This is a genomic window from Kribbella pratensis, from assembly GCF_004366075.1.
Lineage (GTDB): Bacteria > Actinomycetota > Actinomycetes > Propionibacteriales > Kribbellaceae > Kribbella > Kribbella pratensis.
Genome location: NZ_SODU01000002.1, coordinates 852,780 through 877,475, shown reverse-complemented (window position 1 = coordinate 877,475; position 24,696 = coordinate 852,780). Strand labels below are relative to the sequence as shown.

Here is a 24,696-nt window from a genome sequence, read left to right as displayed (position 1 = left end):
CCTTGACCATGACCTCAACCGGACTTTCTCCGGCACTCCTCCGGAACTCATCCGGAACTGTCGCCTCAGGCAACAGTTGCCGAGACACTCACGACCAACAGATGACATGACACACGTGTCGTGTAATATATCTGCCATGAAGGTTGTCGAGGAGCTTCGTTATCTCGTGCTGGCGATCCAGCGTGAGGGCAACCGCCTGCTCGCGGCGGAGCTGCGCCCGCTCGGCATAACGCCTTCCCAGGCAGAGGTTCTGCGCGTGCTGCGCGACCACGGCCCATTGACGCTGAACGCTCTCGGCGGGCTGCTCGTCTGCGAGACCGGCAACAGTCCGAGCCGTCTCGTCGACCGGCTCGTCGCGCAGGGCCTGGTCAAACGCGGCATCGACAAGGTCGACCGGCGTTATCTCGCGCTCAGCCTGACTCCGCAGGGCCGCGCGCTGCACCGCCGCATCATCACCGCGGAGAACCGGCTGCACCGCACCATGGACGACCGTCTCGCCGGCCAGGCGCTCGACGAGACGATCTCGACCCTGCGCTCGCTAGCCGACGCCTTCCCGACCGGGGCTGCCTTGGCCCGCCGTCGGGGTCCCGCACTCGCCCACCAGGAGAACTAGTCATGGAACAGGCCACCGAGACCATCCACGCCGGCCAGGCGGCGATCCGGCAGGTGCTGCTGGACGCCCTGGGCCTGCCGGAGTGGAACGAGGCGTTCATCGCCATCGACGGCCCCCGCGAGACGAACCCGGGGACCCGCTACGCGCTCCGCGTGCGTCCAGGCTTCTCCGGCGAGCTGCAGTACACAGTGGTCGAGGCGGACCGCGTCGAGATCGTCTGGCAGGTCCCCGGGTTCCGCGAGGTCGGCGTGTGGACCATCGGGGCGGACAGCCGGGTCACCCACACGTTCGAGCAGTCGGGCCCGCTCGCGACGGTCCTCCGCCCGGCGTACCGGAACATCGCCACCATCCGCCTGGCCCGCCTCGCCAACCGCGTCCGCCAGCTACAACTCGCCCACACCGCCTGAACCAGGCGCGCACTACGCTCCGGTCATGCTGACGGAGGTCCGTGACACCAGGCTGTACGTCGACCAGCGCGGCCGCACAGATGCGCCGCCACTGCTCTTCGTCCACGGCGGCCCCGGTGCGGGCTCGTACGACTTCATGGCGTTCCAGGGCGACCGGCTCGCCAGGGACTTCCATCTGATCGGTGTCGACCAGCGCGGCGTACAGCGGTCCGACGCACTCACCGGTCCGGTGGACGAACAGGACCTGATCGCCGACTTCGAGGCGCTACGCGAGCACCTCGGAATCGAGCGGTGGTCCCTGCTCGGTCATTCGTACGGCGGCCGCCTCGCACTCCGGTACGCCGTCGCGCACCCGGACTCGGTCACCCGCGTCGTTTTCGAGAACCCCGCCTGGGACATGGCGCTCGCCACCGAGAACCTCGTCCGCGCCGCACTGCCACTTCTCCCGGGTGTCCAGCTCCCGCCACACACCGGTCCGGCAACCAAGCAAATGTGGGACGAGCGGATCGCACTGCTCGCCCAGCTCGGCGACAAGCGCATGGGGATGTACCTCGGCCCGGACTCCCAGGATCTGCAGCTACCCGCCGGCATTGAGCTCCCCGACGAGTACCACGAGCGCTCCGGCCATTTCTCCAGCGAGATCACCAAGTCAGCCGGCTTCGTGGAGCCCCTCTTGCAGTACCTCGGTCAACTGACGCAGCCGGCTCTCCTGATCAAGGGCGAGCACGACCCGGCCACCAGCCCGCGGGAGATCGAGCTGTTCCGTTCCGACGTACCGGAAGGCACTTACTACTACGCGACCGGCGCCGGGCACTTCCTGCACGCCGAGCAAGCGGACCTCTTCGCCCGGCTGGTGACGGAGTTCCTCAGCTGAAGGCGAGGGGGACGGCTCGTTTGTGGGCCGTACGGCGGTGTGTCGCGATGATCGTGCTCGCGGCCTTCTCGTCCACGTCGCGGCCCTCGAGGAAGTCGTCGATCTCGTCGTACGTCACGCCCAGGACGGTCTCGTCCGGGACGCCCGGGTTGTTCGTCTCCAGGTCCGCGGTCGGCACCTTGCCGGTGATGTCCGGTGATGCGCCGAGCCGCTCGCCGACGGCGCGGACGCGCCGCTTCGTGAGCCCGGACAGCGGCGTCAGGTCGCAGGCGCCGTCGCCGTACTTGGTGAAGAAGCCCATCACCGCCTCCGCCGAGTGGTCGGTGCCGACCACCAGACCGCCGCGGGCACCTGCCACGAGGTACTGCGCGACCATGCGCTGACGGGCCTTGATGTTGCCGACGTGGAAGTCCTCACGGTCGCCGAGGCCGGAGTGCCGCACCGCCTCGACCATGGCGTCGGTGGCCGGCTTCACGTCGACGACGAGGGTCTCGTCGGGCTTGATGAACTCGAGTGAGCGCTGCGCGTCCGCCTCGTCGGCCTGCACACCGTACGGCAGCCGCATCGCGACGAACGTCGCCTGACCACCCTCCGACCGGACCCGCTCCACCGCGAGCTGGCAGAGGCGGCCCGCCGTGGCGGAGTCGACGCCGCCGCTGATCCCGAGCACGTACGCCGTCGCGCCGGTCCGCCGCAGTCGCTCCGCGAGGAACTCGACCCGCTGCTCGACCTCGTTGTCCACCTCGAACGTCGCGGGCACACCGAGCTCCGCGATGATCAGTTCCTGCAGGTAACGACTCTCGGGGTTCATCGCGCTCCTCTGTCTCGGGAGGACCGAGCCTAGACATGAGGATTCCCCGCGCACCCGGAAGAGCTCACTTACCCTTGCTGCCTTCCGGCCCTGGGGGGATTGGGCGAGATACCGCCACGCGGGGAACCAGCAAGAAGTGTACGGGATCCCCCTCGCCATCCGGGAATCGGCCGGGCCCTGATTTCGGCTCGCTGCTGTGGGTACCCGCCTACGGAGGAGGTAGTGATGGCCGAGAACCGGGTCAGCGATGACCTGTGGAACGAATTCCACCAACTGGTGAACATGACGTCGAGGGAGCTCGAGGACTGGCTGCGGACGGATGCCGCGGGCGAGGCGACCGAGCCGACGCCGGACGAGACGGGCCACGAGCTCGGGGAGCACGTGGTGCACATCCTCGGCAAGCGGCGGGCCGATCTCACGGACGACGACATGGCGGCGATGGAGCGCGTCGTACGGCGGGTTCGTCAGCAGCGTGGTGACGAACCGGAGCCCACGGCCGGGGACGCGCACTGGCGGCACCGGCTGATGTCGGTCGGCCACGATCCCCTGCGAACGCTCTGAGCGAACACCCCTGGCGGCCGGACCCGATCAGGATCACTCTGGTTCAGTGACGGATCATCAATTCGGCCCCTTCGGTATCACGACCGGGCTCGACAGCAGTGCGGAGTCCATCGCGGCGGCGCGGGCGGCCGAAGAACTCGGGTATCCGGCGATCTGGCTGTCCGGCGGCCCGCTGCCGGGCCTGCAGACCATCACCGATCTGGTGGGCGCGACGACGGCGATCAAGTTCGTCAGCGGGATCCTGGCGGTGGTGAAGTACAGCGCGGCCGACGTGAGTACGACGTACGCCGAGCTGGAGGCATCTGCGCCGGGACGGTTCACCGTCGGTCTGGGTGGGGCGCACGGCGCCAAACCGATCGCCACGCTCAACGCGTACCTGGACGAGCTGGACGTACCTGTGGAGCGTCGAGTGCTCGCTGCGCTTGGTCCACGGATGCTGAAGCTCGCCGCGGACCGGTCCGCCGGCGCGTACCCGTTCCTGACCAGCGCGGCGTACTCCGCTGAGGCGCGGAAGGTCCTTGGTCCGGACAAGCTCCTGGCCGTCAGCCACCTCGTCGTACTGGAGACAGACGCGGACCGGGCTCGGGCGATCGCACGGGACACCATCAACTTCTTCCCGCGCATCCCTGGGTACGCCGCCTCGCTGAAGCGGCAGGGCTTCAGTGAGAGCGACCTGTCCGAACTGCCCGACCACATGGTCGACTCACTCGCCGCCTGGGGCAGTCCGGCGGACATCAAGTCCAAGCTGACCGAGCACCTCGACGCCGGCGCGAACCACGTCGCCGTCAACGTGATCACCGGAGTAACAGGCCCCCAGCCCATCGAGCAGTGGCGCGCGCTAGCTCCAGCCCTGCTCGGCTAGCTGCTTCTCGTCACCCATCCGCTGACCCTAGGGTCCGACCGCGCCGGCGCCCCTCAGGTTCCCGCCCCGATTTCGGATTCCCGCTGCGCCTCGGTATTCTCTCCGCTTGGAGGATTCGCCTAGAGGCCTAGGGCGCACGCTTGGAAAGCGTGTTGGGGGCAACCCCTCACGAGTTCGAATCTCGTATCCTCCGCCACTTCCCCGAGAGGGCAGTTGTTGAAAGGTCCCACTGTTCGCGGTGGGGCCTTTCTGCTGTTGTACGAGGTCAGAGGGGTGTGTCGTTCCGGGTTGCGACTACTCGCATCGAGCCGCTGGTTACTCGGATTCGGCGGGTGGTTAGGGGGCGGAGGCGCTCGATGGGTGGGATGAGGCGGGAGACGGGGTCCAGGAGTTCACGGACGCGGCTGGCCACGAACGGGAGGGCGTAGTACTGGTAGGCGCTGTCGACGGCGCGGACGGAGAAGCCGGCGCGGTCCAGGAGAGCTGTGATTGTGCGGGGGTCGTAGTAGCTGACGTGCTCGGGGATCTTGTAGGACACCCATCGTCGGCCGGACGCCCGCGACAGCAGGCTTGCGATGTTGGGCGTTACCAGGACGAGCAGACCGCCCGGCCGGAGCAGCTTGCCGGCGCGCTCGAGGAACGCGCCTGGTTCGGTGAGGTGTTCGATGAGGTGCGATCCGAAAATCACGTCGTACTGCTGGCCCTGGATCTCCGGCACCTCCTCCAGCAAACCGCAGAAGACCCGGTTCGGCAGCCGCTCCGACGCCCACTTGACCGCGGTTGGTGAGAGATCGATGCCGTAGGCGTCATACCCGGCCTGCAGCGCGCACTGAAGGAAGTAGCCGTAGCCGCAGCCCACCTCCAGGACCTTGCCGGACGGGGCGAACTCGGCGATCCGGCGGACGTCCTCCCGGAAGGTTGCGAGGTACTCCGGCTCTTGGCTCTCGTACTCCGAGTAGCCCGAGCCCTCACCGCCGAAGTACGAGTCTGTCTCGTACAGGGCGCGGAGGGTTTCCGGTGTCGGCGTGGGCTGGAGCTGAACGAGGCCGCACGTCAGGCATTCGGCGATGCCGTAGTCGTCCTTGGTGAAGCGACGGCGGAAAGGTCCCCGCGCCGCACACAGAATGCATACCGTTTCGTCACGCATGGCGATCCGTCCCCGCGATTGAGAAGGTGGCGAATCTAGTTGACCCGGAAGTCAATCAGCAAGGGTTAGCGCTCTCCGGGGGTGACCAGGCCGGTTTCGTAGGCGAGGACCACGGCTTGGGAGCGGTCTCGGAGGGCTAGTTTGGCGAAGATTCGGGCGACGTGGGTCTTCACGGTGGCTTCGCTGAGGGTGAGGGTGGTCGCGATCTCGGTGTTGGACAGGCCTTGGCCCATCAGGGTGAGGACTTCCAGTTCGCGGGGCGTGAGGTTGGACAGGTCGCGGTGGATGGCGGGTTGGGCCGCTGCCGGGGTGGCGAAGCGTTCGACCAGGCGGCGGGTGATGGAGGGTGACAAGAGGGCGTCGCCGGTGGTGACCAGGCGGACGGCTGCGGCCAGGTGTTCGGGCGTCACGTCCTTCAGGAGGAAGCCGCTGGCGCCGGCGGCCAGGGCGGCGTACACGTAGCTGTCGAGGTCGAACGTGGTGAGGATCAGGACGCGGCAGTCGGTCGGGGTGGCCAGGATGCGGCGAGTGGCTTCCAGACCGTCCATCGTGGGCATGCGGATGTCCATCAGGACGACGTCCGGGTGCAGACGGCGTACGGCGTCGACTGCTTCGGCACCGTCCGCGGCCTCGCCGACGACCTCGATGCCGCGGGCGGTGAGGATCATACGGAAGCCGGTGCGTACCAGGGCCTGGTCGTCCGCGATCACCACGCGCGTGGTCACGGGCGCTCCAGCGGGAGCTTGGCGCGGACGCGGAAGCCCCCACCGAGGCGCCGGCGGGCGTCGAGCTGGCCGCCGTACACGGCGACCCGTTGCTTGAGGCCGAGGAGCCCCCGGCCTTCACCGTCAACTCCCACTGGACGACCGCTGCCAGTCAGGACGCTCGGGCCGGAGTTGAGGACCTCGACCCGCAACGCGTGTGGCGCGTAGCGGACGGTTACCTCGGCCCTGACGCCGTCGCCGTGCTTGAGCGCGTTGGTCAGCGCCTCCTGGATGACGCGGTACGCCGTGACGTCCAAGCCGGTCGGAAGCGGGTACGGATCCCCAGAGATCCGCACCTCGACAGGGAGACCGGCGAACGCGATCCGGTCGATCAGCTCGCTCAGACGAGTCAGACTCGGCTGGGGAGCGAGGGCGTCGTCCTCGAAGCCGTCGGCCTTAGGTGCGAGTAGCCCGAGCAGGTGCCGCAGTTCAGCCATGGTGTCGCGGCCTGCAGCTTCTACCGCAAGCAGGGCTGCCTCCGCCTCGTTCAGTGAGGTTGCCAGCACCTGCCGGGCCGCACCGGTCTGGATGACCATGACGCTGACGTTGTGGCTCACGATGTCGTGCAGGTCGTGCGCTATCCGGGCCCGCTCCGCGTCCACCGCGTTCCGCGCCGCTGTCTCCCGTTCGCGCTCCAGCAACCACCCGCGCTCCTCCAGCGCCCGCGTGTGGGCACGCCGCGCCCGCACGTATGCGAACGCGAGCAGACCAGCGGCCACGGCCGGCAACGCCACAAGGAACCACATCACGAGGTCCACTGTCCCAAGCCGTCCCCCCAAGCGCATCATCCGCCAGACGCACGCCGTACATCTCCAGGATGACAGCGCGCGGACATTACCTCGGCAGGGTGACGTCAGCGGTCGCCTGCCGGCCCTAGCGTGAGCAGCATGACGGACGACAACGGACAGGCAGTCGTACAGCTCACCGCCGTACGCAAGGAGTACGGCGAATCCGCCGCACTCGACGGAGTGTCGCTGGAGATCCACGCCGGTGAGGCGGTCGCGGTGATGGGACCGTCCGGCAGTGGCAAGTCGACCCTGCTCAGCATGGTCGCCGGGCTGGACCGGCCGACCTCAGGGTCCGTCGTGGTGCACGGCGACGACCTGGGGACGCTGGACGAGAAAGGGCTGGCGCTGTTCCGGCGCCGACGGATCGGGATGATCTTCCAGTTCTTCAACCTGCTGGACGACCTGTCAGCGCTCGACAACGTCGCACTGGCCGCGCAGCTCACCGGTACGTCGGCCGCGCACGCACGAAAGCGCGCACTCGAGCTGTTCGAGGAGCTGGGCATAGCCGGTCGCCGCAACACCTACCCGTCCCAGCTGAGTGGTGGCGAGCGGCAACGAGTCGCGGTCGCGCGTGCGCTCATGAACCGCCCAGCCATCCTCCTCGCCGACGAACCGACAGGTGCACTCGACACTCGTGCCGGCGAGCAGGTGATGGACCTGCTCCTGGACCTCAACCAGATCGGCCAGACGCTTCTGCTGGTGACACACGACCAGCAACTCGCGACACGCTGCGCCAGCCGGGTCATCGACTTCGTCGACGGGCAGATTGCCGGCGAACGCAGCCTGGAGCGTACGGCGTGAGCGCCGTGTGGCCTGTAGCGCGAGCGGCTGTACGGCGTCGTCGTGTGCAGACAGTGGTGATCGGCGTCGTCGTACTGCTCTCCACCACGATGATCGTCGTCGCACTGGGCCTGCTGGCTGCGTCGAGCGGTCCGTTCGACCGTGCGTACGCGAAGCAGAGCGGTTCGCAGCTGACTGCGTCGTACGACCGCAGCAAGGTGACTGATGCACAGCTGACAGAGGCAGCGCGCAGTGCGGCAGCTGTCGGCGGACCGTTCCCCCAGGTGACGCTCGACCTCGCTCAACCTCAGATGATGGGGTCACTGGTAGCTGTGGGGCGTGCGGATCCCGGTGGCGCTGTCGACCGGCTCAACGTGTGGAAGGGCCGCTGGGCGACCAAACCCGGCGAGATCGTGCTCAACCGGAACCCGACAGAGTCCAGTGGTCGCGGTAAGCCGCAGCTGAACGGGACACTGTCCGCCGGGGGACAGACGCTCACCATCGTCGGATTCGCGTACAGCGTGAGTCAGTCGGCCGACGCGTGGGTCACGCCGGAGCAGTTGAACGCACTGCATCCGACGTCGACACAGATGCTCTACCGCTTCACCCACGCCGCCACCAACGCAGAGCTCACGGCCGGACAGAAGGCTGTAACGGCTGGTTTGCCGAGCGATGCGCTCATCGGCACCCAGTCGTACCTGGCGCTGCGGGCTCTCACAGCGGGTCAGCCGAACACCTTCATACCGTTCCTGATGGTGTTCGGGTGGCTGGGGCTCGCTGTCGCCGTACTGATCGTGGCCAACGTCGTCAGTGGTGCTGTGGTCGCAGGGTTCAAGCACATCGGTGTGCTGAAGTCACTGGGGTTCACACCGACACAGGTACTGACGGTGTACCTGGGGATGGTTTCGATCCCTGCTGTCGTCGGGTGCGCCGGCGGTGTTGTCCTAGGCAACGTACTCGCCACATCCCTACTGACACGGGCTTTCGAGAACTACGGCGCCGGTGGGACGAGCGTCCCGATCTGGGTCGACGTAGTCACGCTACTCGGCGTACCTGCGCTCGTTGCGCTCTCCGCGTTCCTACCGGCTCTAAAGGCGCGGAGCCTGTCAGCGGCGCAGGCGATCAGCGCGGGGAGCGCACCGCGAGCTGGGCGAGGTCTACGGGTGCAGCGGGTGCTGAGCGGGACCCGGCTGCCCCGGTCGGTCAGTCTGGGCCTGGGGCTGCCCTTCGCTCGTCCTGGACGTACGGCGTTGACGCTCGCGGCTGTGGTGCTCGGCGTCACCAGCGTGACGTTGGCCGTGGGCCTGGGGAAGTCGCTGACGACGTACCAGACAGCTGCGAGTCGAGCGGGTGCTGTTGACCTGGCGATCTTCGCGGGTCCGAACGGCTCCGGGCCAGAAGGACCGGGTGCACCACCTGGTGCGAAGCTGACCGATGCCGAGGACGAGGCCGTACTGCGTTCTGCGCCTGGCGTCACGTCGGTGGCGGCGATGGCTGACCTGGAGATGCGGCTGGCTGGTACACAGTCGGACCTCCGCGTGTCGTTCTACCGCGGCGACTTCGAGCAGGTCGGCTATCGGATACTCGCCGGGCGCTGGTTCGACGGTCCGGGACAGGTGGTGGTGTCGGAACGGTTCCTGAAGCAACGCGGTCTGGCCGTCGGCGACACGATCACGCTGCAGTCGAAGGGCAAGAGCGTACGGGCGCAGATCGTCGGGAAGGCGATGTACAACTCCGGCGACGAGGTGCTGTCCAACTGGGCGACACTGGCGCTGATCGCACCTGACCTGCGCGCGAACATCTACGAGGTCAACGTGAAGCCCGGGACGGACCTGGACGCGGTAGTCAAAGCCGTGCAGGCGAAGGACTCCGGGCTGCAGGAGACCGAGGGTCAGGACGCCGGCACGTTCGTGGCCGTCGTACTCGCGACCGTCGTACTCCTCACGCTGATGCTCGGGACCGTTGCCGCGCTCGGTGTCTTCAACACCGTCGTACTCAACACCCGCGAACGCCGCCGCGACCTGGGCATGCTCAAGTCGATCGGCATGACGCCCGCACAGGTCACCCTGATGGTCGTCACCTCGATGATCGCCCTAGGAGCCGTCGGCGGCCTGCTAGGCATCCCGGTAGGCATCGTCGCCCACCGCCTGGTCGTCCCCGCTATGGCCAACGGCGCCCAAATTGAACTGCCGGACTTCATGCTCGAGGTATACCCTGCGGGCCTGCTTGCCCTGCTGGTCCTCGCCGGCATCGTGATCTCCGCCGCGGGCGCCTACTTCCCCGCCCGCACAGCAGCCCGCACCACGATCGCCGAGGTCCTCCACAACGAATAAAGGAAGGCGTGCGGTGACGCCGGAACGAGTACTGCAACTCCTCGACGCACTGGAGCCATTGGATGTCTGGGTGGACGGCGGATGGGGCGTGGATGCGTTGGTCGGGCGCCAGACGCGGCCGCACGGAGACCTGGACCTCGGTGTGGTCAGGCCGCAGCTGGACCAGGTCGTGGAGGTGCTGGAAGGGCTGGGGTACGCCGTGACGGATGCACGGTTCGTGCAGGTCACCGTGCAGCTGGCACATGCGGCCGAAGGGCATCGGGTGGACCTGCATCCGAGTACGCCGGTCGCCGGCGGTGGAACCGAGCAGCTCGACTTCGACGGGAACACCTATCTCATACCCCCCGCCGTCGAGGGCCGGATCGGTGGGCGGCTGGTGCGGTGTATGCCGATCAGTGCGCAACTCCGGGCGCACCAGGGCTACCAGCTCAGGCCGGTGGATCTGCACGATATGCGGTTGCTGGAACAGCTCGGGTCAGGCTGACTTAGGGCATGGACGAGGTGGTCGCGGGCAATCGGCTGGTGTGGGAGCGGGCTTCTCAGAAGCACGTTCACGAGTACGACGAGTTGCTGGAGGAGGCTCGTGGGGAAGGCGGGCTGTTCGCTCGAGAGCGGGAGTTGTTGGGGCCGGTGCTGGCGGAGGGGCCCGTGGTGGTGCACTTCCAGAGTGGGCATGGGCTTGATGACGTCGCGCTGGTGAAGGCAGGGGCGAAGAGCGTCATCGGCGTGGACTACAGCTCCGTGGCGGCCGGCGCGGCGCAGCGGCGGGCGCGGGAGGTGGGGACGGCCTGTCGGTACGTCGTCGCCGAGGTTCCCGGCGTACCGGTGCGGGACGCGTCCGTCGACCTCGTGTACACGGGCAAGGGCGCACTGATCTGGATGCGCGACATCGACGCGTGGGCACGCGATGCCGCGCGCGTGGTGCGGCCGGGTGGACATCTCTTCGTGTACGAGAGCCACCCGGCCGTACCGCTGTGGACCTGGGACGAGGACGAGCCGCGGATCCGGCCGGACCGGAGCTACTTCGCCGAGTCGCACATCAACGACACGTTCCCGGGCAACGGCGCCCAGGAGTGGCAGTGGACCCTCGGCCAGATCGTCACTGCGGTCACCAAGGCCGGCCTACGGCTCCAGGTCCTCGAGGAGTACGCCGAACCGTTCTGGCGCCCGCAGGACGACACGAACGCCGCAGCGTGGTCCGGCCAGCTCCCCAACTCCTACGCACTACTGGCGCAGAGGCCCCTCTAGATAAGGCAGCAGTGCCGCCTCTTCGCGGTCCAGGTGGGCGTTGAGCTGAGCGATCAGCTCGTCCACCTGGTCCAGGACGTCTGCATCGACCAGCTGCTCGAGCTCAGCGAGCAGTACTGCGATCTGGTCGTGTTCCTTCTGCAGTACGGCGATGACGTCGGTCAGCTCCGGGTGCTGCTCGACCAGGGCCGGGAACAACCCGGTCGACTCGCCGGTGTGGTGGTAGTGCAGGCCCTGGCAGACGGTCAGGCAGTTGATGCGGAGTTGCGCGCCCAGCGTCCCGGAGGTCGCGATCTCATGCCGAATCAAGGCCAGTTCCCGCCGGAACGCGGAGTGGATGGTCTTCAACATCTCAGCAAGAGACCCGCGGGCAGCAGGCGGTCCCGGTTGCTGGACCAGCGCCACGACCGGAATGGTCCGGGTCGTCTGCTTCTGGTACTCGCCCCACCCCGGATCGGCCTCGACGAGTCGGGCGAAGACCTCGTCCCGCTCGGTGCCACGCAGTACGACTGCCGTTGCTCGATAGTCGAAGAGCCCGAGGTCGACGCCGACCTCCGGATTCGCGAGCAGGTTGTGGTACCAGTCCGGGTGCTTCGGACTGCCACCGGCCGAGCCGACGACGAGGACGCGGTCACCGTCCGGGTAGTACCCGAGGATCGCGGTGCGCGGTTGCCCGGTCCGCGCGCCGGTGGTTGTCAGGAGCAACAACCTGGAGTTCTCGAAAGGCCCGCCGACGCGCCCGTCGTTCGCCTTGAACTCCGCAATGAGTTGTGCAGTGAAATCGTTCAGGATTCGCTTCTCTCTGGTGTCGTGAAAAAGGGTTTTGCAGACAGAGAGAAGCGGGCGGCGGGGCCCGCGCGGCGCTCAGCGCGCAGCCGGGAACCCAACTCGTGAATGGCTCAAGGCCGACCCGGCAGTCACGCCGGAGATCGTACCCGGACCGCAGGGTCAGCCCAAACAGGAGACAATGTCTACGTGGCACTGCCCGACCGGCTCGTCCAGGCCGGGGTCGAACTCCTCGAGGAGGACGGCCTCGCCGACCTCACGCTGCGCGCGATCGCCCGCCGTACAGGCGTCTCGCACGGCGCACCGCGACGCTACTTCCCCACCCACGGCGCGCTGCTGGCCGCGATCGCCGCCACCGGACTGCAGGATCTCGCCGCCCGGCTCGAGACGAGCGGCGGAGCACCCGAAGAACAATTGGTGGCGGCTGCCAAGAACTACCTGGAGTTCGCCGCCGAACGCCCCGGCATGTTCGACCTGATCTTCCGCCACGACCTACTGGCCGGCTCCGGCGGCAACCTCCGCGCGACCTCGCTCCCGCTGTTCCAGAACTTCGTCGACCTGGTCGCCCGGATCCACCCCGACGACGCCGGCCTCCGCGCCACCGCCCTGTGGACCAACATCCACGGCCTCGCCACGCTCCGCGCCACCAACGCCCTGGAACTCCTCGGTACGACGGACCTCGAGCCGATCGTCCGGTACGTCGTCCACAGCCATATGCACTGATTGTGTACAGGTCGTCGCGATACGTCGTACTTCCTGCCGTCTTCGGGAAATCATTTCGGGAACCGGCGAAAAATCCTCACGAATGCTGTAACAGGCGGCACACTCCGCCGATAAACGGGTGAACGACCCAGCAGGGGGGACCTAGTGGGAAGTTCCGGTGTTTCTTCGGGACCACCGCATGTGGAGGGGGCCTCGCAGGTGCTCACCCGGGGCGGGGTGAGCACCTGTTCGAGGATCTGCCCCCGATCCGCTAGCCCTTGATCCCCACGTTCGCCATTCCTTCGACGAACCGCTTCTGGGCGAACACGAACAGCACGATCATCGGCAGCGTCGCGAGCGCCGTACCGGCCATCAGGTACGGCCACTGGATCTCCGCAGGGTTCTGGGAGAAGATCGCCAGCCCGAGCTGCAGCGGCCGCAGGTCGTCCGACGTGGTGATCATCAGCGGCCAGAGGAACCCGTTCCAGGCCGCCTCGATCTGGAAGACCGCGATCGTGATCAACGCCGGCTTGATCAGCGGGGTCATGATCCGCCAGAAGATCCCGAACTCGCCGAGCCCGTCGACCCGCGCCGCCTGCGCCAGCTGGTCCGGCAGCGAGACGTAGAACTGCCGCGCCAGGAACGTGAACAAGGGCGCCGCGCCGAGCGGGATGATCAGGCCCCACCACGAGTTCAGCCAGCCGATCCCGCCGTGCCCGAGGATGTTGTTGCCGCCGAACAGCGGGATCGACTTCACGATCAGGAACAGCGGCACCAGGATGATCTGGAACGGCACCAGCAGCAGCACGATGAAGTAGTTCAGCAGCGTCTTGCCGCCGCGGATCGGCAGCTTCGCCAGCGCGTAGCCGGCCGTCGTACAGACCGCCAGCGTGAACGCGGTCTCGCCGACCGCGATGAACAGGCTGTTGCGGAAGTACGTGAGGAACGGCGCGGTCTGCATCGCCTCGACGAAGTTCCGCCAGCGCAGCTCCGACGGCAGCCACCCGAACTTCGCGATCTCCAGGTTGCTCTTGAACGCGGTCAGCAGCATCCACACGAACGGCGTGATCATCAGGATCGCGCCGACCGTGAGGACGACGTACAGCAGGATCCGGCCGGGCCGGAGTACGGACGGCTTGGCCGCGGCCGCCGCCGGCAACGAAACGCTAGTCATTGGCATCCGCCTTCTGGAGCAGGCGTCCGACGCCGATGAAGAGCGCGATCACGATCATCATGATCACGGTCTCGGCGGACGCGTAGCCGAGTTTCAGGTCCTGGAACGCGTTCTGATAGATGTCCATCACCAGCACGCGGGTCTCCGAGCCGGGACCGCCCTGCGTCATCACGTACACCAGGTCGAACACCTGGAAGGTGCCGACGATCGACGTGATCAGGACGAAGAACTGGACCGGGCCGATGGCCGGCCAGGTGACGTTGGCGAACCGCTGCCAGCGGCCCGCGCCGTCCAGTTCGGCCGACTCGATCAGATCCCGGGAGACGCCCTGGAGCGCGGCCAGGTAGATGATGATCTTGGTCCCGAGACCTTGCCAGATGCCAACCACCATCAGCGACGGCAGCGCGGTCGCCGGATCGGCCAGCCAGCGGTTCGGCGCGAACCCGAACAGGCTGAGGAACCCGTTCGCCAGGCCGGAGCCCGGGTTGTAGATCCACAGCCAGATGGTCGCCACCGCGACGGTCGCGGTCACGGTCGGGATGTAGAACGCGGTCCGGAAGAACCCCAGGCCGCGGATCTTCTGGTTCAGCCCGATCGCGACCGCGAGCGAGATCGCCATCGAGATCGGGATCACCACGATCGCGTACAGCACGGTGTGCCACAGCGACGCCAGGAAGTCGACGTCGCGGAACAGGTCGGCGTAGTTGCCGAACCCGACCCAGGACCAGGTGTCGCCGAAGCTGTAGTCGGTCAGGCTGAGGACCAGCACCGCGATCACCGGGATCACGATGAAGACCGCCGAGTGCAGCAACGCGGGCGCGAGCAGCGCCCAGCCGGCCCGCGCCTGGCTGCGGATCAGGGTCCGGCTGTCCTTGGACGACGTCACCTTGCGGGGCGCGGCGAGCGCGGGACGTTCAAGAGTTGTACTCATCGGGACTGTCCTGCCAGGTTGTGCAGCACCTTGGCGGGATCCTTCTGTCCAAGGACCGCCTGGGTGAGCTGGATGTCGAAGTTGCCGCGCATCTCGAGCCAGTTGGACGGCACTTCGTTCTCGTTGACCGCGTAGACCAGGCCGTCGGCGACGAACTGGCTCAACGGGTTCGACTTCGCCTGCGGCGAGTTGCTCGCGTCCTTGTACGCCGGGACCTTCTTGTTCAGCTTGGCGATCAGATCCAGGCTCGTCGGCTTGGTCATGGACTGGATGAACGACCAGGCCGCGTCCTTGTGCCGGCTGCGCGACCCGATCGACGCCAGGTCGCCGCCGACGTACTCGATCTCCTTGCCGCTGTTGAAGCGGAAGAACTTCAGGTCGTCGCAGTTCTTCTGCCCGATGCCGTCGGCCGAGCAGTCCACGCCGCCGTTGACGATCCCCATCGCGGCCTCACCAGTGAGCACGAGAGGCTGCTGAGCGGCGTTCGTCTGGCCGTACGGCTGGACGTTGTTGATCATCGACTTGATCCACAGCAGGGTGTCCAGGCCGGCCTTGTTGTCGAAGTTCGGCTCGCCGCCGACGTACAGCGGCGTACCGGTTGCGGCCAGGAAGGTGGTGAACGACTGCCGGAAGCCGGTCGCGGAGGCTAGGTCGAAGCCGCTGCGGGTGATGTTGCCGTTCTTGTCCCGCTTGGTGAGCTTCTCGGCGGCGACCTTGATGTCGGCCAGCGACGTCGGCGGCTTGTCCGGGTCGAGACCGGCCTCGCGGAAGGCGCTCTTGCGGAGCGCGACGGCGCGGGCGTCCGCGACCAGCGGGTACGCGTACAGCTTCTTGTCGTACGTCACTGCCGGGATCAGCGCGGGAGTGCTCTTCTCCTTGATGACGTCGGGCGTCACGCCGTACTTGCCGAGGTCCTCGAAGATGTTCTTCGAGGCGAACGGCTGCACCCAGCCGACGCCGGTGACCATCACGTCGTACGGGATTCCGGCCGCGATCGAGGTGGACATCTTCTCGTTGAGGTTCTTGTACGTCGCGAAGTCCGGCTCGACCTTCATCTTCGGATAGGTCTTGTGGAAGTCGTCGACGACCTTCTGGAACGCCTCCCGGCCCTTGGTGCTGGGCGGGAACGACGGGACCAGCACCCGCAGGGTCCCGGTCGCCTCGGCCGGCGGCACCCCGTCGGTGCTCTTGTCGATCACCCCGTTGCCACAACTGCTGACCAGAACGCTGAGCGCTGCGGCCAGCAGGGTCAGTCCCACTCCACGTCTCACAGGGGAACTCCTTCGCTGACTTGTTCAGCCGGGGCCCGCGACCCCAAGTGCAGCGAAAGTATGGGAAAGGGCTTTCCTCGTCAATACCTTGGCGCTCGAATGATCACATTCGATCAGAACCGGAACACGGCGAGATTCTGTTCCGCCGTCGCGGTCCCGCAGGAGGTCCGGATGTTGAGCGTCGGAAGCAGGCTGAGGTGCTGTACGGGCATCGCCGGCGCCTGGAGTTTGCGGAGCAACAGGTCGCAGGCGGTCTCGCCGAGGGCATGGCGCGGCGGGCAGACCGCGGTGAGCGGGACGACGGCCAGCGCGGCGGTGACGTCGTTGTAGGCGACGACGGCCAGGTCCTCGGGGACGCGGAGGCCCCGCTCCATCGCGCGCTCGACCAGGCGGGCGCCGTGCTCGTCGGAGTGGACCAGTACGGCGCGACTGCCGAACGACTCGCACTCGGCGAGGAACGCGTCCAGCTGGGCGACCGCGCCGGGGTCGTCGCCGCGCATCGGCAGGTCGACCGGCGAGAGGAACACCTCCACGCCGAGCGCCTTCGCGGCCGACTCGATCCCCCGACGCAGCCAGTACGCCGTGACCGTGGCCTGCAGGTTGATCGCGATCCGGCGATGCCCGAGCGCCACGAAGTGCCGCAGCGCCAGCATCGCGCCGTACGCGTGATCGGTGCGGACGTAGTCGTACTCGCGGGCCACCTGGGGAAACCCGAACGCGCGCTCCATCAGCACGACCGGTACGTCGATGTCGTCCAGCCGCGAGTCGAGCCGGTCCGCGTCGCCGTCGCCGAGCGCGGTGCTGATCAGCAGGCCGGCGACCCCGATCCCGAGCACCTTGTCGAGCCGCTCGCGCTCGGTCGCCACGTCGTACCCGGAAACGCCGAGGACCAGGCGCGCGCCGTACCGGTCGGCCATCGCCTCGGCTCCGCGGATCACGTCGGAGTAGTACGACGTCGCGCTCGGTACGACGATGCCGATCGTCAGGCGGCTCCCGTGCGTCCCCTGCTCGGCGGTTCCGGTGCCGATCGCGCCGCCGTGCACCCGGCGGAGCAGCCCGGCTGAGTCCAGTTCGGCCAGGTCCCGGCGTACTGTGATCGCGGAGACGCCCAGCTCGGCGACCAGGTCGGCCACCCGCAGCCGCCCGTGCCGGCGCAGGCTACGCAGGATCAGCTCGTGGCGCTCCTGTGCAAGCATGCAGTCCCCTGATCTCTACGTGATTGTTCGTGATCATACGATCAGGACCCGCCCGTACGGAACGAGGAGACGATCGGTGGAGAAGGCCAACCGGACGACCAGCGTGCTCTCGCGGCTCACGGTCGTCGGCGACCTGCTGATGCTGCAGCTGGTCTTCGTGGTGATCAGTCTGGGCATCCTGACGTTGTTCCCGGCCGCGTTCGCGATGCAGCGGGTGGTGCCGGACGCGATCAGCCAGGAGAAGCCGAAGTTGATGCGGCGGTTCTTCCGGGAGTTCCGCTGGGCGATGAAGCAGTTCTGGCTGCCCGCGTTCGGCCTGTGGGTCGGTGCAGTGCTGCTGGCGTTCGGCCTCTCCTTCTGGGCGAACGCGCAGGGTCCGGTGCGGATCTTCGCGCTCGCCGTCCTGGTCCCGCTCACCGGAATGATCCTGGGGCTGTACCTGAGCGGGCTGGCGATCCTGCCCGCGGCGCCGGAGACCTCCACGTTCAAGTCGCTGTTCCGGTCCGCCAACCTGTTCCTGCTGCGCCGGCCGCTCCCCGTGGCCGGCGGGGTCGTCGTACTGCTCACCTGGTTCGCGCTGTCGTCACAGGTGCCGACACTGCTCCTTGTGGGGTCCGGACTGGTCCCGGCACTCACGGCGTACGCGCTGTCTCGACCGCCTCGAGAAAAAACTTCTGAAGACGTGTCAATCTGACCCCTCCTGGTTCGACGTAGAGGTGTAAGGCCACTACGACGAACTCAAGGAGAACCGGAATGTACGCGACGACCGACACCCTGGCGACTGCGCCGGCTGCGCAGGGCGGCCGCTCGCGCTGGCTGGCGCTCTACACCCTCTGCGCGGGCATGTTGATGATCGTGCTCGACGTGACCGTGGTGAACGTAGCCCTGCCGGCCATCCAGGACGACCTGGGCTTCACCAGCTCCTCCCTCGCGTGGGTCGTGAACGCGTACCTGATCGCGTTCGGCGGCCTCCTGCTCCTGGCCGGTCGGCTGGGCGACCTCCTCGGTCGGCGGAACGTCTTCACCGCCGGACTGGTTGTTTTCACCGCCGCCTCTGTGCTCTGCGGTCTGGCTGAGTCGCAGGAGATGCTGGTCATCGCCCGCTTCATCCAGGGGGTTGGCGGCGCGCTGACCTCGGCAGTGATCCTGGGCATGATCGTGACACTGTTCCCCGAGCCGCGGGAGCAGGCCAAGGCGATCGGCATGTACGCGTTCGTCGCGTCCGCCGGTGGGTCGATCGGCCTGCTGGCAGGCGGCGTACTGACGCAGGCGATCAGCTGGCACTGGATCTTCTTCGTGAACCTGCCGATCGGCGTGCTGACCATCGTCTTCGCCGTGAAACTGATCGAGAAGGACAAGGGCCTGGGGATCGGCAAGGGCACCGACGTACCGGGTGCGGTGCTGATCACCGCGGCGCTGATGGTCGGCGTGTTCACCATCGTCAAGCCGGCTGCTGAGCTCGGCTGGACCGCTCCGCGGACGCTGGTGCTGACTGCGGTGACGCTGGTGCTGCTGGCCGGATTCATCGTCCGCGAGGCGACCGCCGCCAACCCGCTGGTGCCGCTGCGGATCTTCCGCTCCCGCACCCTGACCGGCGCGAACCTGGTCCAGGCACTGTCCGCCTCCGGGATGTTCGGCATCTTCTTCCTCGGCTCGCTGTACCTGCAGCGCGTGCTCGGGTACGACGCTCTGGAGATCGGACTGGCGTTCCTGCCGACCACCGTGGTGATGGGGCTGCTGTCGGTCAGGTACTCCGAGAAGCTGGTGATGCGGTTCGGCCCGCGCCGCCCGCTGATCTTCGGGCTGTCGCTGATCGTGGTCGGACTGGCCCTGTTCACACAGGCACCGGTCGGTGGCAACTACGTCGTCCACGTCCTGCCGGTGCTGGTGCTGCTGGGTCTGGGTGGCGGCATCTGCTTCCCGGCTCTGATGGGCCTGTCGATGTCGGACGTGAAGCCCGAGGACGCCGGTCTGGCGTCCGGCCTCATCGGCACCATGGGCGAGGTCGGCGCCGCCCTCGGCCTGGCCGTCCTGGCCACCCTGTCCGCCACCCGCACCGCCGCGGTAGCCGACACCAAGCCCGCCCTGGACGCCCTAACCGACGGCTACCACCTCTCCTTCGCCATCGCCGCAGTAATCGTCGCCGCCGCAGTAGCCATCGCCGTCACGGTCATGCGCCCGGCCAAGCAGCAGCCCGCAGAGCAGTCCGACAACGAGGACCTCGTCCTCGAAGCCGCCTGATCCCTACTAACCGAGCTCCCCGCGCCCATCCAGTCGCGGGGAGCTCGCGGCGTCCCGGCGGCGTCGGATCTCAGCGACGACCCTGGACGACAACGCCAGCCCGACAGCCACCAGAAGACTCGTCCGCCGGGGCAGGACGTGGGCCAAGAGCGCAAAGCCCCCACAGGTCAGCAGCAGCGCCACGTACACCGAGCTCAGCACCGGGTGGGCCTGCATGCGTCCGATCAGCCAAGTGAAGCCCTTTGCACTAATGCCTGCAGGCACCAACATCCCGAACAGGAATATAGCTAGCAGGACGTCCTCCAAGCGACGCGTCCCCACCGCCTGAACGGTCACGCCCGTCAGCAAGAGCACGTTGATGGCCCGGGCCGCTGCCGGCGGCGGAGTGAAGCTGCGCTCGACGAACTTGCTGAACTGGCTCATCTGTTCCCTCCCCGAGAGGATGATCGCACGGGTTGTCCACAGGTGGATGAGGTGCGGTTTCGGGGTGGGGGGTGGGATGGGGAAGGATATGGGGCCTGACCGGGGCAGAATGCTCGGTGGTTGTTGTCGGTAGAGGGGAATCGAACGTGGTGGTGCAGTCGATCGAGCAGCGGATTGCCGGCGAGCTGGAGGTCGGTGAGAACCAGGTGCGGGCAGCGGTGGCGCTGCTGGACGAGGGGTCGACGGTCCCGTTCATCGCGCGGTACCGCAAAGAGGTCACCGGGATGCTGGACGATGCCCAGCTGCGCACCCTCGAGGAGCGCCTGCGGTACCTGCGGGAGCTCGAGGAGCGCCGGCAGACCGTGCTCGACTCGATCGAGAGCCAGGGGAAGCTCGACGACGCGCTGAAGGCGTCGATCCTGGAGGCCGACACCAAGTCGCGGCTCGAGGACATCTACCTGCCGTTCAAGCCCAAGCGCCGTACCAAGGCGATGATCGCCCGCGAGAACGGCCTCGAGCCGCTCGCCGACGGGCTGATGGCCGACCCGGACGTCGAGCCGATCGCCGCCGCCGCGGTGTTCGTGAACGCCGACGTACCCGACCCGCAGGCCGCGCTCGACGGCGCCCGGGCGATCCTCGTCGAGCGGTTCGCCGAGGACGCCGACCTGATCGGTGAGCTGCGCGAGCGGCTCTGGCAGCAGGGCCGGCTGGCCTCCACCGTCCGCGAGGGCAAGGAGACCGACGGCGCGAAGTTCTCGGACTACTTCGAGTTCGACGAGCCGTTCACGAAGATGCCGTCGCACCGGATCCTCGCGCTGTTCCGCGGCGAGAAGGAAGACGTGCTGACGATCACCGTTGAGCCGCTGCCCGCGGGTGTGGAAGCGGACGGGCCGACGGAGTACGAGACGACCATCGCCCGCAAGGTCGGCATCGAGAACCAGGGCCGCCCGGCCGACAAGTGGCTGGTGGAGACGGTCCGCTGGGCGTGGCGGACGAAGATCCTGGTGCACCTCGGCATCGACCTGCGGATGCGGTTGCGGCAGATCGCCGAGGACGAGGCGATCCGGGTGTTCGCGGCCAACCTGCGCGATCTGCTGCTGGCCGCCCCGGCCGGCACCCGCGCCACGATGGGTCTCGACCCGGGCTTCCGCACCGGCGTGAAGGTCGCCGTCGTCGACGCGACCGGCAAGGTCGTCAACACCGGTGTCATCTATCCGCACGTCCCGCAGAACCAGTGGGACAAGTCGATCGCCACCCTGGCCGCGCTGGCGGCCGCGCACAACGTCGAGCTGATTGCCATCGGCAACGGTACGGCGTCGCGCGAGACCGACAAGCTGGCGGCCGAGCTGATCGCCAAGCACCCGGAGCTCAAGCTCACCAAGGCCGTCGTGTCCGAGGCCGGCGCGTCCGTCTACTCCGCGTCGGCGTTCGCGTCCCAGGAGCTGCCTGGGATGGACGTCTCGCTGCGCGGCGCGGTCTCGATCGCGCGCCGCCTGCAGGACCCGCTGGCCGAGCTGGTGAAGATCGACCCGAAGTCGATCGGCGTCGGCCAGTACCAGCACGACCTCCCGGAGAACTCCCTGTCCCGCTCGCTCGACGCGGTCGTCGAGGACTGTGTGAACGCGGTCGGCGTCGACCTGAACACGGCGTCCGCGCCGCTGCTCACCCGGGTCTCCGGCATCACGCCCGGCCTGGCGGACAACATCGTCCAGCACCGCGACGTCAACGGCCCGTTCACGTCGCGTACGGCGCTGAAGGAGGTCCCGCGGCTCGGACCGAAGGCGTTCGAGCAGGCGGCCGGGTTCCTCCGGATCCCCGACGGCGACGACCCGCTCGACGCGTCCAGCGTGCACCCGGAGGCCTATCCCGTCGTACGGCGGATCCTCGACGCGACCGGCTCCGACCTGAAGTCGCTGATCGGGTCGACGGAGCTGAAGCGGCTGAAGGCGGCGGACTTCGTCGACGACATGTTCGGTCTGCCGACGGTGACCGACATCCTGGCCGAGCTGGAGAAGCCGGGCCGGGACCCGCGGCCGGCCTTCAAGACCGCGGTGTTCGCCGAGGGTGTGGACAAGATCGCGGACCTGAAGCCGGGGATGAAGCTCGAGGGCCAGGTCACGAACGTGGCCGCGTTCGGCGCGTTCATCGACATCGGTGTGCACCAGGACGGGCTGGCGCACGTGTCGGCGCTGTCGAAGAACTTTGTGAAGGACCCGCGCGAGGTGGTCAAGCCGGGCGACATCGTGATGGTGAAGGTGCTCGAGGTCGACATCCCGCGCCAGCGGATCTCCCTCACGCTGCGCCTGGACGACGAGCTGGGCTCGGGCGGGCGTCAGACCGGGGGCCAGGGCGGCCGTCAATCCGGCCAGGGCCGCGGTCAAGGCGGTGGTCAGGGTGGCGGCCAGGGCGGTCAGGGGCGGGGCCCCGGCGGCCGCGGACCGGGTGGGCAGGGCCGTGGACCCGGCGGGTCCGGCGGCCAGGGCGGTCAGGGTGGTCGCGGCGGCAACCGGGGGTCCGGTGGTCGCGGCAACCAGTCCGAGACGCCGATGGACGAGACCTCGCTCGCCGACGCGTTCCGCAAGGCCGGTTTTACTGTCCGCTGACGTCGAAGGGTGACGATCGGCTCCGACGTACCGGGTGAATCGAGCAAGGAGGATCCTGATGCGCGACCTGATCGTCACCCAGAACGTCACCGTCGACGGTGTGATCGAAGCGGGTGACTGGTTCGGACCGGCCGACAGCGGACCGGAGGTACTCGACGCGTTGCGCGAACAGATGACGCGAGCGGACGCGTTCCTGACCGGCCGCGTGACGTTCGAGCAGATGCGCGGCTATTGGCCTGCCCAGACGGACGATTCGTCGGGCATCTCGGCGTACCTGAACCGAGTCCAGAAGTACGTCGTGAGCTCGACACTGGACGATCCGGGATGGGAACCGACCACGGTTCTTCGCGGGCTGGACGACGTACGCCGCCTGAAGGACACCACCGGCGGGGACATCATCTGCACGGGCAGCATCGACGTCACCCATCAACTGATCGCGGCGGAGCTCGTCGACGAGTACCGCTTGTTCATCTACCCCACCGTCATCGCCACCGGCCGCCGCCTCTTCCCGGACAACTCACCACTGCCGCTGACGTTGACCGACTCTCGGTCCTTCCCTAGCGGCGTCGCCCTACTCACCTACCGTCGCGCGGCTCGTCACACCTCGGCCTCGTAGCCGGCCGCCTCCACAGCGGTCCGGATCGCGGCCGGGTCGACGGGCCGATCGGTGACCAGGGCAACCATTCCGGTCGGCAGATCCACCTGGACCGACTCGACACCGGGCAGCGTCTCGAGCTCCTCGGTGACGAACCCGACGCAGTGGCTGCACGTCATCCCCAGCACCCGAAACGTTGTCATGACGCACTCACATCGCGCGTCGCCTGCGTCGTACGGCGCATTCGGCCGTCCGGGGCCAGCTCGCCGAACAGATACACCTCGGTCGAGATCTTCCGCCCGCGCCGCAGCTCCGCGTGGATCGTGAATCGCGCGGCCACCCGATCACTCGTGCGGATCGCCTCGTGCACGTCGTACGAGCAGGAGACCACATTCTTCCGCACCGGTCGGAGGTGGTCGATCAGCCGCTGCCGGTCGAGCGTGATGCCGTCGGCGACCTGCTCGATGTCAGGCGTGTAGTACCGGTCCACGACCGTCGCCGCGTCGCCCCCTGCGACGACCTCCCGGGTGAACGACTCGAAGAAGTCCGCCACGAACTCCCGTGCGCTTAAATCTGACATGCTGTCAAAGATAAGTCGTTCCACTAACCTTGACAAGGTGTCAGAGAACAAGCCGGTACGACGCCGGCGCCGAGCGGACGCGGACCGAAGCCGTACGGCGATCCTGGCCGCGGCGATCGCCCTGCTCGACGAGCAGCCCGACGCGAGCCTGGAACGGATCGCCGAGGCGGCCCACGTCACCAGGCAGACCGTGTACGCGCACTTCTCGTCCCGCGACGTACTGCTGAACGCCGCCCTCGACGAGCTCACCGCTGAGACCCTCGAAGCGATCGACGCACTCGACCTCGACCAAGGCCCGGCTCTCGGCAACGTCCTAGGCCTCGTCGACCTGGCCTGGCGAACGTTCGAACGCCACCCGCTCCTGCTACACCTATCCCACAACACGCCGCCGGGCCGCACCCACGACGAGCGCCACGACCCAGTGGCGGACCGCTTCGAGCGCCTGATCCGCCGAGGTCAACGCGCCGGCGAGATCACCCGCGACCTCCCCGCCCACTGGCTGGTCACCACCCTCATCACCCTCGGCCACGCCGCCGGCGAATCCGTATCCACCGGCCGCCTCACCACCCGAACCGCCAACAAAACCCTCCACACAACCATCACCCGCCTCCTACAACCAACCGAGAAGCCGCAGTAACCCCGCCCCCACACCACGCCCCCGCGCCACCGCACGCTCAGCCCCACCTCACGCCCCCGCGCCACCCCACCCTCGCATCACACCCGCCCCGCCTCACGCCCCCGCGCCGCCGCCCCGTGCGGCATCACGCCGCCCCACGCCGCTTACCCGCCGCGAGCAACCCGCCCCGCGCGACGTCCCGGCGCCCCACGCCCTCGCCGCACCCGGCACCGGTGACGGCACCGTCGGCTTCGAGGGCGAGGTGGCCGGCGGCGGTCGCCGTACCCCGCCGCTGCCCCGCCCCCGCATAACGCCTGCCCGGCATCACCCTGCCCCACGCCGCTTGCCCGCCGCGAGAAACCCGCCCCGCGCGACGCCCCGCCGCGGAGC

The 24,696-nt window shown here is 67.8% G+C and carries 28 protein-coding genes, 1 tRNA gene and 1 other RNA gene; 16 read left to right on the top strand and 14 right to left on the bottom strand.

Annotated features, from left to right (window positions below; genetic code table 11):
• The first annotated feature begins 136 nt into the window (after nt 1–136).
• From EV137_RS19375 to EV137_RS19365, 3 genes are read left to right on the top strand one after another with little or no spacing between them, the layout of a single operon-like run.
• Nucleotides 137–613 carry a MarR family winged helix-turn-helix transcriptional regulator gene (locus tag EV137_RS19375; protein ID WP_134130247.1) on the top strand — a complete coding sequence of 159 codons (477 nt, stop codon included), beginning with the start codon at nt 137–139 and terminating at the stop codon, nt 611–613.
• Between the two features lie 2 nt (nt 614–615).
• Complete coding sequence (locus EV137_RS19370) at nt 616–1,020, top strand: SRPBCC family protein (RefSeq protein WP_133786587.1); 405 nt, start codon at nt 616–618, stop codon at nt 1,018–1,020.
• Nucleotides 1,021–1,045: 25 nt separating this feature from the next.
• The gene (locus tag EV137_RS19365; RefSeq protein WP_134002301.1) at nt 1,046–1,894 is read left to right on the top strand and encodes an alpha/beta fold hydrolase; all 849 of its coding nucleotides are present in this window, start codon (nt 1,046–1,048) and stop codon (nt 1,892–1,894) included.
• Here EV137_RS19365 and nadE read toward each other — a convergent pair.
• Together nadE and ffs are read right to left on the bottom strand one after the other, a co-directional pair.
• A complete protein-coding gene (nadE, locus tag EV137_RS19360; protein ID WP_134130246.1) occupies nt 1,887–2,705 on the bottom strand; it encodes an NAD(+) synthase in 819 nt (272 codons plus the stop codon). The genes EV137_RS19365 and nadE overlap by 8 nt on opposite strands.
• Before the next feature lie 34 nt (nt 2,706–2,739).
• An RNA gene (gene ffs, locus EV137_RS19355) (signal recognition particle sRNA small type) lies at nt 2,740–2,836 on the bottom strand.
• Nucleotides 2,837–2,930: 94 nt separating this feature from the next.
• Between ffs and EV137_RS19350 the strand changes: the two genes are divergently transcribed.
• The 3 genes from EV137_RS19350 to EV137_RS19340 all read left to right on the top strand — a co-directional run bounded on the left by EV137_RS19350 (nt 2,931) and on the right by EV137_RS19340 (nt 4,324).
• On the top strand, nt 2,931–3,266 hold the full coding sequence (locus EV137_RS19350; protein WP_134130245.1) for a DUF3140 domain-containing protein: 336 nt from the start codon (nt 2,931–2,933) through the stop codon (nt 3,264–3,266).
• A 46-nt stretch (nt 3,267–3,312) separates the two neighbouring features.
• Entirely contained in the window at nt 3,313–4,128 is an 816-nt protein-coding gene (locus EV137_RS19345) for a TIGR03620 family F420-dependent LLM class oxidoreductase (RefSeq protein WP_166679935.1), read from the top strand.
• 108 nt (nt 4,129–4,236) lie between these two features.
• Nucleotides 4,237–4,324 (top strand) — tRNA-Ser (locus EV137_RS19340).
• 69 nt (nt 4,325–4,393) lie between these two features.
• Here the strand turns inward: EV137_RS19340 and EV137_RS19335 are convergent.
• The 3 genes from EV137_RS19335 to EV137_RS19325 all read right to left on the bottom strand — a co-directional run bounded on the left by EV137_RS19335 (nt 4,394) and on the right by EV137_RS19325 (nt 6,785).
• A complete protein-coding gene (locus EV137_RS19335; protein WP_134002293.1) occupies nt 4,394–5,275 on the bottom strand; it encodes a class I SAM-dependent methyltransferase in 882 nt (293 codons plus the stop codon).
• Between the two features lie 65 nt (nt 5,276–5,340).
• Nucleotides 5,341–6,000 (bottom strand): response regulator, encoded by a 660-nt coding sequence (locus EV137_RS19330; RefSeq protein ID WP_134130243.1) that lies wholly within the window; start codon nt 5,998–6,000, stop codon nt 5,341–5,343.
• A complete protein-coding gene (locus EV137_RS19325) occupies nt 5,997–6,785 on the bottom strand; it encodes a sensor histidine kinase (RefSeq protein WP_134130242.1) in 789 nt (262 codons plus the stop codon). The genes EV137_RS19330 and EV137_RS19325 overlap by 4 nt, the downstream gene beginning before the upstream one ends.
• Nucleotides 6,786–6,926: 141 nt before the next feature.
• On the opposite strand from EV137_RS19325, the gene EV137_RS19320 reads away from it, so the two are divergent.
• The 4 genes from EV137_RS19320 to EV137_RS19305 are packed head-to-tail and all read left to right on the top strand — an operon-like array spanning nt 6,927 to nt 11,188.
• Nucleotides 6,927–7,628 (top strand): ABC transporter ATP-binding protein, encoded by a 702-nt coding sequence (locus EV137_RS19320; protein WP_133786596.1) that lies wholly within the window; start codon nt 6,927–6,929, stop codon nt 7,626–7,628.
• A gap of 44 nt (nt 7,629–7,672) precedes the next feature.
• Complete coding sequence (locus EV137_RS19315) at nt 7,673–9,940, top strand: ABC transporter permease (RefSeq protein WP_238175420.1); 2,268 nt, start codon at nt 7,673–7,675, stop codon at nt 9,938–9,940.
• Between the two features lie 13 nt (nt 9,941–9,953).
• Complete coding sequence (locus EV137_RS19310; RefSeq protein WP_134130240.1) at nt 9,954–10,424, top strand: nucleotidyltransferase domain-containing protein; 471 nt, start codon at nt 9,954–9,956, stop codon at nt 10,422–10,424.
• Between the two features lie 8 nt (nt 10,425–10,432).
• The gene (locus EV137_RS19305; RefSeq protein ID WP_134130239.1) at nt 10,433–11,188 is read left to right on the top strand and encodes a class I SAM-dependent methyltransferase; all 756 of its coding nucleotides are present in this window, start codon (nt 10,433–10,435) and stop codon (nt 11,186–11,188) included.
• On the opposite strand, the gene EV137_RS19300 is transcribed toward EV137_RS19305, so the two are convergent.
• The gene (locus EV137_RS19300) at nt 11,165–11,953 is read right to left on the bottom strand and encodes a nitroreductase/quinone reductase family protein (RefSeq protein WP_255517831.1); all 789 of its coding nucleotides are present in this window, start codon (nt 11,951–11,953) and stop codon (nt 11,165–11,167) included. The two genes, EV137_RS19305 and EV137_RS19300, sit on opposite strands and share 24 nt — an antisense overlap.
• A gap of 210 nt (nt 11,954–12,163) precedes the next feature.
• On the opposite strand from EV137_RS19300, the gene EV137_RS19295 reads away from it, so the two are divergent.
• Complete coding sequence (locus EV137_RS19295) at nt 12,164–12,697, top strand: TetR/AcrR family transcriptional regulator (protein WP_238175418.1); 534 nt, start codon at nt 12,164–12,166, stop codon at nt 12,695–12,697.
• Between the two features lie 250 nt (nt 12,698–12,947).
• Here the strand turns inward: EV137_RS19295 and EV137_RS19290 are convergent, their stop codons facing one another.
• From EV137_RS19290 to EV137_RS19275, 4 genes are all read right to left on the bottom strand, one after another.
• On the bottom strand, nt 12,948–13,850 hold the full coding sequence (locus tag EV137_RS19290) for a carbohydrate ABC transporter permease (RefSeq protein ID WP_134002274.1): 903 nt from the start codon (nt 13,848–13,850) through the stop codon (nt 12,948–12,950).
• A complete protein-coding gene (locus EV137_RS19285; protein ID WP_133786602.1) occupies nt 13,843–14,781 on the bottom strand; it encodes a carbohydrate ABC transporter permease in 939 nt (312 codons plus the stop codon). The genes EV137_RS19290 and EV137_RS19285 overlap by 8 nt, the downstream gene beginning before the upstream one ends.
• Nucleotides 14,778–16,052 (bottom strand): extracellular solute-binding protein, encoded by a 1,275-nt coding sequence (locus EV137_RS19280; protein ID WP_134130236.1) that lies wholly within the window; start codon nt 16,050–16,052, stop codon nt 14,778–14,780. The genes EV137_RS19285 and EV137_RS19280 overlap by 4 nt, the downstream gene beginning before the upstream one ends.
• Nucleotides 16,053–16,165: 113 nt before the next feature.
• Nucleotides 16,166–17,248 carry a substrate-binding domain-containing protein gene (locus EV137_RS19275; protein WP_134130235.1) on the bottom strand — a complete coding sequence of 361 codons (1,083 nt, stop codon included), beginning with the start codon at nt 17,246–17,248 and terminating at the stop codon, nt 16,166–16,168.
• 76 nt (nt 17,249–17,324) lie between these two features.
• On the opposite strand from EV137_RS19275, the gene EV137_RS19270 reads away from it, so the two are divergent.
• Entirely contained in the window at nt 17,325–17,942 is a 618-nt protein-coding gene (locus tag EV137_RS19270; RefSeq protein ID WP_238175417.1) for a DUF624 domain-containing protein, read from the top strand.
• Between the two features lie 59 nt (nt 17,943–18,001).
• Nucleotides 18,002–19,489: a DHA2 family efflux MFS transporter permease subunit gene (locus EV137_RS19265; RefSeq protein WP_134130233.1), complete on the top strand. Its 1,488-nt coding sequence runs from the start codon at nt 18,002–18,004 to the stop codon at nt 19,487–19,489.
• Between the two features lie 6 nt (nt 19,490–19,495).
• Here EV137_RS19265 and EV137_RS19260 read toward each other — a convergent pair whose 3' ends face one another.
• Nucleotides 19,496–19,912: a hypothetical protein gene (locus EV137_RS19260; protein WP_134130232.1), complete on the bottom strand. Its 417-nt coding sequence runs from the start codon at nt 19,910–19,912 to the stop codon at nt 19,496–19,498.
• A gap of 146 nt (nt 19,913–20,058) precedes the next feature.
• On the opposite strand from EV137_RS19260, the gene EV137_RS19255 reads away from it, so the two are divergent.
• Both EV137_RS19255 and EV137_RS19250 read left to right on the top strand, forming a co-directional pair.
• The gene (locus tag EV137_RS19255; protein ID WP_134130231.1) at nt 20,059–22,515 is read left to right on the top strand and encodes a Tex family protein; all 2,457 of its coding nucleotides are present in this window, start codon (nt 20,059–20,061) and stop codon (nt 22,513–22,515) included.
• A 58-nt stretch (nt 22,516–22,573) separates the two neighbouring features.
• Nucleotides 22,574–23,131, top strand: a complete 558-nt coding sequence (locus EV137_RS19250; RefSeq protein ID WP_134130230.1) for a dihydrofolate reductase family protein — start codon at nt 22,574–22,576, stop codon at nt 23,129–23,131.
• On the opposite strand, the gene EV137_RS19245 is transcribed toward EV137_RS19250, so the two are convergent.
• Nucleotides 23,113–23,313, bottom strand: a complete 201-nt coding sequence (locus tag EV137_RS19245; protein WP_134130229.1) for a heavy-metal-associated domain-containing protein — start codon at nt 23,311–23,313, stop codon at nt 23,113–23,115. The genes EV137_RS19250 and EV137_RS19245 overlap by 19 nt on opposite strands.
• Entirely contained in the window at nt 23,310–23,690 is a 381-nt protein-coding gene (locus EV137_RS19240; RefSeq protein ID WP_134130228.1) for a nuclear transport factor 2 family protein, read from the bottom strand. The genes EV137_RS19245 and EV137_RS19240 overlap by 4 nt, the downstream gene beginning before the upstream one ends.
• 37 nt (nt 23,691–23,727) lie before the next feature.
• Between EV137_RS19240 and EV137_RS19235 the strand changes: the two genes are divergently transcribed.
• A complete protein-coding gene (locus EV137_RS19235) occupies nt 23,728–24,327 on the top strand; it encodes a TetR/AcrR family transcriptional regulator (RefSeq protein ID WP_202871045.1) in 600 nt (199 codons plus the stop codon).
• Nucleotides 24,328–24,451: 124 nt separating this feature from the next.
• Here the strand turns inward: EV137_RS19235 and EV137_RS19230 are convergent, their stop codons facing one another.
• A complete protein-coding gene (locus tag EV137_RS19230) occupies nt 24,452–24,631 on the bottom strand; it encodes a hypothetical protein (RefSeq protein WP_134130226.1) in 180 nt (59 codons plus the stop codon).
• Nucleotides 24,632–24,696: the final 65 nt, after the last annotated feature.